The organism is Deltaproteobacteria bacterium (assembly GCA_005879795.1).
In the GTDB taxonomy this organism is placed as follows: Bacteria; Desulfobacterota; Binatia; order DP-6; family DP-6; genus DP-6.
In genome coordinates, this window is sequence record VBKJ01000179.1 from 1 (window position 1) to 9,899 (window position 9,899).

At 70.4% G+C, this 9,899-nt stretch carries 11 protein-coding genes; 9 read left to right on the plus strand and 2 right to left on the minus strand.

The window, feature by feature from the left end; all coding sequences use genetic code 11:
* The 4 genes from E6J59_15295 to E6J59_15310 all read left to right on the plus strand — a co-directional run.
* Positions 1–194: 7-cyano-7-deazaguanine synthase (locus E6J59_15295; protein ID TMB17933.1), on the plus strand; the 194-nt coding region annotated here is incomplete at its 5' end.
* On the plus strand, positions 191–1,135 hold the full coding sequence (locus tag E6J59_15300) for an ABC transporter permease (protein ID TMB17934.1): 945 nt from the start codon (positions 191–193) through the stop codon (positions 1,133–1,135). The genes E6J59_15295 and E6J59_15300, both read left to right, overlap by 4 nt.
* A 61-nt stretch (positions 1,136–1,196) precedes the next feature.
* Positions 1,197–1,976, plus strand: coding sequence for an ABC transporter permease (locus E6J59_15305; protein TMB17943.1), 780 nt, complete (start codon positions 1,197–1,199; stop codon positions 1,974–1,976).
* Complete coding sequence (locus E6J59_15310; protein TMB17935.1) at positions 1,973–3,571, plus strand: ABC transporter substrate-binding protein; 1,599 nt, start codon at positions 1,973–1,975, stop codon at positions 3,569–3,571. The genes E6J59_15305 and E6J59_15310 overlap by 4 nt, the downstream gene beginning before the upstream one ends.
* A gap of 45 nt (positions 3,572–3,616) precedes the next feature.
* Here the strand turns inward: E6J59_15310 and E6J59_15315 are convergent, their stop codons facing one another.
* Together E6J59_15315 and E6J59_15320 are read right to left on the minus strand one after the other, a co-directional pair.
* Positions 3,617–4,522 (minus strand): class I SAM-dependent methyltransferase, encoded by a 906-nt coding sequence (locus E6J59_15315; protein ID TMB17936.1) that lies wholly within the window; start codon positions 4,520–4,522, stop codon positions 3,617–3,619.
* A gap of 15 nt (positions 4,523–4,537) precedes the next feature.
* Positions 4,538–5,350 (minus strand): NRDE family protein, encoded by an 813-nt coding sequence (locus E6J59_15320; protein TMB17937.1) that lies wholly within the window; start codon positions 5,348–5,350, stop codon positions 4,538–4,540.
* A gap of 60 nt (positions 5,351–5,410) precedes the next feature.
* Here E6J59_15320 and E6J59_15325 point away from each other — a divergent pair, with 60 nt between their 5' ends.
* The 5 genes from E6J59_15325 to E6J59_15345 all read left to right on the plus strand — a co-directional run.
* Positions 5,411–6,373, plus strand: coding sequence for a MoxR family ATPase (locus E6J59_15325; GenBank protein ID TMB17938.1), 963 nt, complete (start codon positions 5,411–5,413; stop codon positions 6,371–6,373).
* A 12-nt stretch (positions 6,374–6,385) separates the two neighbouring features.
* The gene (locus E6J59_15330; GenBank protein TMB17939.1) at positions 6,386–7,792 is read left to right on the plus strand and encodes a VWA domain-containing protein; all 1,407 of its coding nucleotides are present in this window, start codon (positions 6,386–6,388) and stop codon (positions 7,790–7,792) included.
* A gap of 50 nt (positions 7,793–7,842) precedes the next feature.
* Positions 7,843–8,358 carry a bifunctional nuclease family protein gene (locus E6J59_15335; protein TMB17940.1) on the plus strand — a complete coding sequence of 172 codons (516 nt, stop codon included), beginning with the start codon at positions 7,843–7,845 and terminating at the stop codon, positions 8,356–8,358.
* An 18-nt stretch (positions 8,359–8,376) separates the two neighbouring features.
* Complete coding sequence (locus E6J59_15340) at positions 8,377–9,102, plus strand: tetratricopeptide repeat protein (protein ID TMB17941.1); 726 nt, start codon at positions 8,377–8,379, stop codon at positions 9,100–9,102.
* Positions 9,103–9,583: 481 nt separating this feature from the next.
* On the plus strand, positions 9,584–9,899 hold a 316-nt coding region (locus E6J59_15345; GenBank protein ID TMB17942.1), incomplete at its 3' end, for a hypothetical protein.

A 9,899-nucleotide genomic window follows, 5' to 3' on the forward strand; every position in this document is an offset into this window, starting at 1 on the left:
CGATCCGGGCCCCGTTCCGCCACCTCGAGAAAGCCGCCGTGATCCGTCGCGGCCGCGACCTGCCGCTCGCGCTCACGCTCTCCTGCGCGCGCCCGCGCGGGCTCCGCCACTGCGGCCGGTGCACCAAGTGCGCCGAGCGGCGGCACGCCTTCGCGGCGGCGGGCGTGCCCGACCCGACGAGGTACGTGGGATGATCGGCTACGTCGTGCGGCGCGTCCTGCGCGCCCTCACGACCCTCCTCGGCACGACGCTCATCATCTTCGTGCTGGTGCGGGTCGTCCCGGCCGACCCCGCCGTGACCATCGCCGGCCCGAAGGCCGACCCCGAGACGCTGGCCATGATCCGCAAGGACCTCGGGCTCGATGACCCGGTGATGGTGCAGTACGGTCGCTACCTGGCCCGCCTCGCGCGCGGCGACCTCGGCCGCTCCTACATGACCGGGCGGCGGGTGGCGGACGTGATCGCCGAGCGCCTGCCGGCCACTGCGTGGCTGGCACTCACAAGCCTCGCGCTCGGCTTCTTCCTCGGGCTGGTGCTCGGCATCGTGACGGCCGCGCGCCGGGGCTCGCTGATCGACGTCGTGGTGCTGCTCGGGACGCTGATCGGCCTCTCGATCCCGACCTTCTGGCTCGCGAACCTCCTCATCTACGAGTTCAGCTATCGCCTGAAGCTGCTGCCGCTCGGTGGGTACGGATCAGGAGGCGCCTGGTGGCGGCCGAACCCGCTGAACCTCATCCTTCCGGCAATTACGCTCGCGATCGTCGAGTTCTTCTTCTACACCCGCTTCGTGCACACCAACGTGGGCGGCACGCTGGCGAGCGACTACATCCGCACCGCGCGCGCCAAAGGCGCCCCGCCGGCGCGCCTCTACTTCGTGCACGCGCTGCGCAACGCGCTCATCCCGATCGTGACGATCCTCGGCCTCGACATCGCCGCGCTCATGAGTGGCGTCGTGCTCACCGAGACCGTCTTCAACTGGCCCGGCCTCGGCCGGCTCGCCGTGCAGGCGGTGTTCAATCTCGACATCCCGCTCGTGGCCGGCACGGTCCTCTTCTCGGCCGTGCTCGTGCTGGTCGCGAACCTGGTCGTCGACCTGCTCTACGGCGTCATCGACCCGCGGGTGCAGCGTGCCTGAGGCCGCACCCACCGGGCTCGGCTCGCGCCGCCGGAGCCGGCGGCTCTTCGCAGCCGGCCTCGTGCTGGTAGGGGCGCTCGGGCTAGTCGCGCTCGCCGCGCCCTGGCTCACGGCCTACGACCCCGACGCGATCGTGGTCGCGACCTATCGCGGGCCGCTCGCGCCCGGGGGCGGGCACCCGCTCGGCACGGACACGCTCGGGCGCGACGTGTGGGCGCGGCTCGCGTACGGCGCGCGCACCTCGCTCTTCGTGGGCGGGCTGGCGATGGCCGTGAGCCTGGCGATCGGGATGACCGTGGGCCTGGTGGCGGGCTACTTCGGCGGTGCGATCGATGCGGCCCTCATGTGGCTGGTCGACCTCGTGCTCACCATGCCGTCGCTCCTCCTCCTGATCGTACTCGCGACCATCTTCCCACCCTCGATCCTCACCATCCCGCTCGTGATCGGGGCGATCGGGTGGACGACCTTCGCGCGCACCGTGCGGGGCGAGGTGCTGAGCCTCCGCGAGCGCGACTACGTGCAGGCCGCGCGCGCCCTCGGCGCCTCCGACGGGCGAATCATCCTCCGCCATCTCCTCCCCGGCGTGACTCCGGGCGCCGTGGTGCTCGCCGCGCTCGGCATGTCGGGCGCGATCGTGGTGGACGCGGGGCTCTCGTACCTGGGGCTCGGCGTGCCGCTGCCAACGCCGTCCTGGGGGCGCATGGTGAGCGACGCGCAGACCTACATCGCCGTCGCCCCCTGGCTGGTGGTGGTACCGGGGGTGGCGATCGCGCTCGCCGTCATCGGCTTCAACCTGACCGGCTACGGACTGATCGACCTGATCGGCGAGCGGCGGACGTGAGACGGTCCGCGTGGCTCGTCCTGCTCGGCGTGCTGGCGGCCGCCTGTGCCGTCCCGCTCGATCCGCCCCCGTCGGGGCCGCCGGACGGGGACGAGCCCCCGCGGCGGGGCGGGGTGCTCCACGAGGCCTCGGGCGAGGACCCGCGCTACCTCGATCCCGCGAAGGGCTACGACACGGTCTCCTGGGGCCTCGAGCAGATGCTGTTCAACACGCTGGTCGACTACGATGCGGGGACGAACATCGTGCCCGAGCTGGCCGAGTCGTGGACGCTGAGCCCCGACGGGCGCCACGTGAGCTTCACCCTCCGCCACGACGTCGTGTTCTCGACCGGCCGGCCCATGACCGCTGCGGACGTCAAGTACTCGCTCGAGCGCCTGCTGAGACCCGCCATCCACTCCCAGGGGGCCGAGTTCTTCCACGGTATCGAGGGCGCGAAGGACTACATCGCCGGCAAGACGAAGGAGGTGCGCGGCATCCGCGCGCCCGCGCTCGACCGCATCGAGTTCGACCTGACCGCCGTCGATCCGCTCTTCCTCCACAAGCTCACCATGCCGTTCGCGGCGGTCGTGGACCGCGAGGCGGCCGAGCGCTTCGGCGACGAGGACTTCACCCGTCACCCGGTCGGCAGCGGCGCCTTCGTGCTCGAGGAGTGGGTGTACGGGCAGCGCCTCCGCCTGGCGCGCAACCCGCGCTACTTCCGCGCCGCGCGCCCGTACCTGGACGCGGTCGAGGTGACCATCGGCGTGAGCCCGCAGCTCGCCTGGCTCAAGTACCAGCGGGGAGAGATCGATCTGGCGGGCATCCCGTCGGCCGAGTTCCAGCGCGTGCTGGCCGACCCGCGCTACCGGCCGCTCATCCTGAGCCGCACGACACTCCGCACCCAGTACCTGGGCCTCGACTGCGAGGTCGCGCCCTTCGACCGCGTGCCGGTCCGCCAGGCGATGAACCTCGCCATCGACAAGCGCCGCCTCCTCGAGCTGATCGACGGGCAGGGCGTGCTCGCGACCGGCATCCTGCCGCCCGACATGCCGGGCGCGGCGCCGGTGCCCGGATACCCGCACGACCCGCCCGCGGCCCGCCAACGCCTCGCGGAGGCGGGGCTCGCGGCCGGCTTCGCGACCACGCTCTGGGCCTCGCGCGACGAGGGCTCGATGCGGCTCGCCCAGTCGATGCAGGAGGACCTGCGCCAGATCGGCGTGCGGCTCGCGCTCAAGCCCGTGGACTTCCCGGCCCTCATCGAGGCCGTGCGCCACCCCGGCATCGTGCCGCTCTTCCTCCTCGGCTGGGAGGCCGACTTCCCCGATCCCTCGAACTTCCTAACCGTGCTCCTCCACAGCCGGAGCCGCGACACGAACAACAACACCTTCTACTCGAACCCCGAGGTGGACCGCATCCTCGACGAGGCCGATCCGCTGCTCGATCCCGCACGCCGGTTCGCGCTCTTCCACGAGGCCGAGGTGAAGATCATGCAGGACGCACCCTGGGTGCCGCTCTTCCACCCCGCGGGGTCCGCCGTGCGCCACCCGCGCGTCCGCGACTACGAGCTGCATCCGCTGCGGCCCTCGCGCGTCGAGGGCGTCTGGCTCGCGTGGTGACGGGACCTCCAGGCCGACGACCGGCGGCACGCCGAGCGCCGTCGGCTACGGAGACGGTCTGCGGGCGGGCTCTTTCACCATCACCACCGCGCTCTGGATGTCGTACGCCTCTGGCGTCATCGACAGGATCGGCATGATCGAGCCCCAGGAATCACGCACGAAACTCTCGCTGTAGAAGACGAGCGCGTTGAAGCCGCGTCGGAGCGTGAACATCCCGAAGGGCGAGCGCCAGAATTGCCGAGCCTCCGGCTCGCTCTTCAGGCGCCGGGCCAACGGCCGCTCCGGATTGCGGTCCAGCGCTCGCAGCGTGTGCTCATCGTGGATCGTGACGTAGGCCGCGCCGCCCGCTCGGAGAAGCCTGCGAATCTCGAGCAACCAGGCCTCCACGAGCTCCGACAGGTGCGTGAACAGCGAACCCGCATAGATCAGGTCGAAGTAGCCGCTCTCGAACGGCAGATGCGGGGACGACGTATTCGTGAGAAATCGGTACGGCGGGCTCAGGTTCTGTTGGCACCAAACGATGTGCGGTGCGCTCACGTCACTACCCCAGACCTCGGCTCCGACGCCATCCAGCCAGCGAAGCATCCGCCCCGCGCCGCACCCGAGGTCGAGGATGCGCCGGCACGACGACAACTCGGTGCCGGCCTCGGAGAGAAGGGTCCGCATCGACTCGACGTCCCTACGTCCGCTCGCCAGGTACTCCTCTGGCGTCCTGCCATATCCGAGCCAAAGGTCCCGGGGCGGCACGGGAAGCTGCGCGTCCGGGGGACGTCGCGCCCGCGGGGGCAGGACCCACGCATCGGACTCGGGCGCGTAGGGGAGAAAGCGGGAGGAGATGGATACGTCCCGCCGAAGGATGCGCCCGACACGCCGCGTGAAGTGGTTGGCGCTGTCGATGAGCGCGTTCCCCGGCGCACTGAGAATTGCCTCGAACAGGGAGCGGGCAGTCATCGATGGAAGACCGCTTCAGAAGGGCAGGGGCACCGGCTCGAGGCGCGTCCGGCAGGGCGGACCGTCGGCGTGGAAGTAGCGCACCGGCTCGGCGACCGCCGGGACGAGCAGCACCGAGGACGAGCGCGTTCCGTAGGGTCCCATGTGCACGCAGAGGCTGCCCGGGCCGCGCGGGTCGAGGGCGGTCGCGTGGTCGGCGAGCACCGTCTGCAGGCGGGCGACGAGCGCGTCCACGTCGCCGTCCCGGCCGAAGCCATCGCCGGCGGCTGCGAAGCCCCGATGCGAGGCCGCGATGCGCGGGCAGGTGGGGTCGTTGAGGTCGAGGTTCGTCAAGAGATGGAGACCGGGCTCGAGCCGCGTCGCCCCCGGCCGCTCGTTCCGCGGCTGGCTCACCACGAACGCGTCGCGGCGGTCGGCGAGGAGCAGGTTGAAGGGGTTGTAGCGGCCCGCGGGTTCGGCCGCGACCCGCACCGCCGCCTCCGCCGCGGTCGCGCAGCCGAGCAGGTCCAGGCAGAGCTGCCCGCGCGAGCGGCAGGTGGGATCGGGAGGTGTGGCGGTGCGCCGGTTGAGCATGCCCGCGACCAGGCCCGCTTCGCTGGCGCCTAGCCAGGTGCCGCCCGCCCTGAGGTCACGGCCGCCGAACGCCCGTGGCGGCGCTTCGCGCAGCAGCATGGGCGGGGTCGCCGGTCGCGCCAGGTACTCGTCGCGGTTCGCGGCCACCACCAGCGGGTGGGTCGGGAAGACCCGGACGAACGCCGCGAGCGTGCACACGGCGACGATGGTAGCGATATCTACACGAGGGGCCAAACGCTTGATTGTCTTGCCCAAACCCGTGTGTTAGCGTCCGCCGAAATTCGCCCTTCGCGGCGCTCGCGAGGATCCCGGCGCATGTTCGTATCCATAGACGACGTCATCCAGCGCTTCGCGCGTCTCAAGTACATCACCAGCCACACCATCGCGACGGTCGTCTACCTGGCGGCCGAGATGAAGAAGCCGATCCTGGTGGAAGGCCCGGCCGGGGTGGGGAAGACCGAGCTCGCCAAGGTGCTGGCGGCCGCGCTCGGCCAGGAGCTGATTCGCCTCCAGTGCTACGAGGGGCTCGACGAGGCCAAGGCCCTCTACGAGTGGGAGTACGCGAAGCAGCTCCTCTACACGCAGATCCTGAAGGACAAGATCAGCGAGGTGCTGGGCGGGGCCCGCTCGCTCACCGAGGCGGTGGATCGGATCGCCTCCCAGGACGATGTCTTCTTCAGCGACCGCTTCATCCTGCCGCGGCCTCTCCTGCGCGCCATCCGCTCGGAGAAGCCCTGCGTGCTGCTCATCGACGAGATCGACAAGTCGGACACCGAGTTCGAGGCCTTCCTCCTCGAGGTGCTGTCCGACTTCCAGGTGAGCGTGCCCGAGCTCGGCACGATGAAGGCGCGGCACGTCCCCCTCGTCGTCCTGACCAGCAACAACGCGCGTGAGATGTCGGACGCGCTCAAGCGCCGCTGCCTGCATCTCTTCATCGACTTCCCGGAGCGGGCGCAGGAGCTCGAGATCGTCCGCCTCAAGGTCCCGGGGGTCTCCGAACGCCTGGCGGCGGACGTGGTCGCGGTCGTGCACCGCATCCGCAAGCTCGATCTGAAGAAGGCCCCGAGCATCAGCGAGACGCTCGACTGGGCGCGCGCGCTCACGCTGCTCAACCTGCAGACGCTCGATGAGCAGCTGGTCTCCGAGACGCTCGCCACCATCCTCAAGTACGAGGGTGACATCCGCAAGGCGCAGCAGGAGCTCAAGGAGTACGTGGAGCTGCAGCGGGCGAAGCTGAAGGCCCCCCGCGTGCAGAGCGACAAGGACGTGCTGCACTAGCGTACGCCGTCCATGGACGCGAAGCTCGTCGAGTTCACGAACCTGCTGCGCCAGAACGGCGTCCGCGTCTCGCTTGCCGAGAGCATGGACATGCTGCGAGCGCTCGACGTGGTGGGGCTGCCCGACCGCGGCACGGTGCGTGCCGCGCTGCGCGCCACCACGGTGAAGCGGGGCGTCGACCTGCCCACCTTCGAGACCCTCTTCGACCTCTTCTTCTCTGGCCTGGCCGACGCGATCAAGGAGCTCACGGCCGCGACCGCGGGCGCGCTCGAGATGAGCGAGGAGGACTTCCAACGCTTCCTCGACCAGCTGAAGCAGCGCCTGGAGGAGGCGGGCGCCGAGCTCTCGCCCCTCGCCCGCGCGCTCCTCGAGGCCGACGCGGGGCGGCTCGAGAAGCTGCTGCGCGAAGCCGCGGAGCAGGCGGGCCTTTCCGACATCCAGCACGGGTTCCAGGAGGGCCGCTTCGCGCACGCGGTCGCGCAGGCCCTCGGGCTCTCGGGGCTGTCGCTCGAGCTGGCGCGCCTGAAGGAGCTGCTCGCCGGGCTCTCAGCCGCCGACGCGCGGCGCCTGGAAGCGTATCTCGACCGCCGGCTCCAGGACCTGGCCGACATGGTGAAGCGCCTGGTGCGTGGCGAGCTCCAACGCCAGGACGTGACGCGCGGCGACCGCCAGCGCCTGCAGGCGCTGGCGGAGAAGAGCTTCTACTACCTCTCCGAGGAGGAGATCCGCCGCATGCAGGAGGCGGTCACCAAGCTCGCCCGGCGCCTGCGCAACGTGGTGTCGATCCGGCGCAAGCGGGCTCGCCGGGGGAAGTTCGACTCGAACGACACGCTGCGCAAGAACCTCCAGTACGGCGGCGTCCCCTTCCGCATCGTCTTCGACCGCCGGCGCAAGGAGAAGCCGCAGGTGATGGTGCTGTGCGACGTCTCCGACTCGGTGCGCAACGTGTCGCGCTTCATGCTCCAGTTCGTCTACTCGCTCCAGGACCTCTACTCGAAGGTGCGCAGCTTCATCTTCGTCGCCGAGGTGGGTGAGATCACGCGCCTCTTCCAGGAACGCGACATCAACGACGCGATCGGCGCGGCGCTCCACGGCAACGTCATCAACGTCTACGCCCACTCGGACTTCGGGCGCGCCTTCAAGGCCTTCCACCGGGACTTCCTGCCCGCGGTGAACAAGCGCACCACGGTCATCATCCTGGGCGACGGGCGCAACAACTACAACCTGCCGCACGACTGGGTGCTCAGGGACGTGCAGCAGCGCGCCAAGCAGGTCATCTGGCTCAACCCCGAGAACAAGATGACCTGGGGGTTCGGCGACAGCGAGATGGACCGGTACGCCCCCTACTGCACCCTGGTCGAGGAGTGCCGCAACCTGAACCAGCTCTACCGCGTGATCGATCGCCTCGTGGCGGTGTGATTGACGGCCGGGGAGCGCTGCTTCACAATGCGGAGGCGATGGGGGACGCGATGAACCGCGAGGACTTCATCCTGATGACGGTGGGGGGCCTGACCCTCGATCCGGTCACCAAGACGCCGATCGTCATCCTCCGCGACCCCGACAACAAGCTGAACCTGCCCATCTGGATCGGGCTCCTCGAAGCGACCGCGATGGCGACCGAGCTCGAGGGCATCAAGATGGCGCGCCCGATGACCCACGACCTGCTGCGCAGCGTGATCGGCGAGGTCGGCGCGGCGGTCGAGTGGGTCGAGGTGACCGACCTCAAGGACAACACCTACTTCGCGCTGATCTACCTGCGCGTCGACGGCCGCCAGGTCACCATCGACGCGCGCCCGTCGGATGCGATCAGCCTCGCGCTGCGCACCAAGAGCCCGATCTACGTCGCCAAGAAGGTCCTCGAAGCCTCGAGCGTGCTCCAGCAGATGGAGGAGGGGAAGGACCAGGACCTCTCCAACATCTCGCGCGACAAGTGGGCCGAGATCCTCGAGAAGATGTCGCCCGACGACTTCAAGTACAAGATGTAGGGGCGGGGCAGAGCGCGCATGCCCCGGCACGCCAGGCGGCTCAAGATTCGCCGCAAGGACCTCCGCAAGCCCGACGAGTTCGAGACGCTGACCGGGCAGGCGCTCACCTGGGCCCGCGAGCACCTGCCGGTGGTGTACGGCCTCCTCGCGGTGGCCGTCGTGGCCCTGGTCGCCAGCCTGGCCGTCGGCCGCTGGCGTGCCTCGCGCAACGAGGCCGCCGCGGTTGCCTTCCGCGCCGCGCAGGGGCGCTTCACCGAGGGCAAGTTCCAGGACGCCGCCCAGGACTTCGCCTACGTCGTCCAGCGCTACCCGCAGGCGCCCTTCGGCCGCCTCGCCGCTCTCTACCGCGCCCACGCGTTCGCGCGGCAGGGGGATCAGGCCGCCGCCGCCACCGCGTACGGCGAGTACCTCGCCCGCGCGGTCGACACCGACTACCTGCGCCAGGAGGCTCAGGTGGGGCTCGCCCGCGCCAGGGAGGCGAGCGGCGACACGCCGGGTGCGCTCGAGGCCTACACCCAGGCCGGCGCGCTGCCCGGCCCGTATCGCAACGATGCGCTACTCGGCGCCGCGCGGCTCGACGAGGCCGCCGGCCACACCGACCAGGCGCGGGCGATCTACGCCGAGCTCGTCAAGGACGCCGCCGACCCGGAGACGCAGGCCTTCGCCGCGGCAAAGGTCCCGGGCGCCGCCCGACCCGCGGACGGCGGCGCGGAGCAACCAGCCGAGACCGATCCCCGACGGTAGCTGGCCGCGTGCACGGGGGGCTGGGCGGGCAGGCGGCATCGGCGCGCCGGGTCGCCTCGCGCGCGTCGACGTGTCGCCTCGACTTCGTGGCGAGAGCCGCCTCGCGCCGCAACGGACACCGGGCCCGCCTCGCGCGGCGGGGGCTGACGCCGCGGAGGAGACTGCGGGAAGCCAGGCCTGGGGCCAACGGGTAGTGACTCAGTGTCCCGTGTGACGCCGTGTCACCGCTCTCTCCCACTTCCAGTCCGGCTCGCCTCCGGTCACGGCTCGATAGAGTAAGCACGCGCCCACAACCGAAGCGAGGACGAAGAACACCCCTTCGCCATTGTGAGCGCGGGGCGGACGTGCTCGTCGGCGGGCGTCCGCTCGCCCCTCCTCCCCGCGGGCTCGACACTTAAGCGGGTCCGGGCAGAAGACCATTGACGAGCGAGCGAGCCGAGTACTACGAGTCAGCGAGCCGGGCACCCGGAGGAGGTTCGAGATGGCTCGATGCCGCGCCCGTGTGGCAGCCCTGGGTTTCATCTTCATCTGCGCGCTCCCGGCGGGCGCAGTGATCCTGGCCGACTCCGTCAGCGTCTCCGGCGACAGCATCTCGCGCGCCTTCGACGCCAATACCTCCTCCTGCACCTACTCGGATCAGGTCTCTCGTAACTGGGCCACGGGGGACGATCATGGGTCGAGCTTCTGCAGCGCGGGCGGCGACGGCACCTTCAGCCACGCCGAGCGCCTCGAGTGCAACAAGGGCGGCGACGTCACCATCTTCAACGACGCGATGAGCGGCGCCACGATGCTCGGCG

What these genes read in the sequence shown, in the direction of transcription:
- E6J59_15325 (TMB17938.1), top strand. Translation starts at nt 5,411, where the DNA reads ATGTTCGTATCCATAGACGACGTCATCCAGCGCTTCGCGCGTCTCAAG.
- E6J59_15315 (TMB17936.1), bottom strand. Translation starts at nt 4,522, where the DNA reads ATGACTGCCCGCTCCCTGTTCGAGGCAATTCTCAGTGCGCCGGGGAAC.
- E6J59_15330 (TMB17939.1), top strand. Translation starts at nt 6,386, where the DNA reads ATGGACGCGAAGCTCGTCGAGTTCACGAACCTGCTGCGCCAGAACGGC.
- E6J59_15300 (TMB17934.1), top strand. Translation starts at nt 191, where the DNA reads ATGATCGGCTACGTCGTGCGGCGCGTCCTGCGCGCCCTCACGACCCTC.
- E6J59_15340 (TMB17941.1), top strand. Translation starts at nt 8,377, where the DNA reads ATGCCCCGGCACGCCAGGCGGCTCAAGATTCGCCGCAAGGACCTCCGC.
- E6J59_15335 (TMB17940.1), top strand. Translation starts at nt 7,843, where the DNA reads ATGAACCGCGAGGACTTCATCCTGATGACGGTGGGGGGCCTGACCCTC.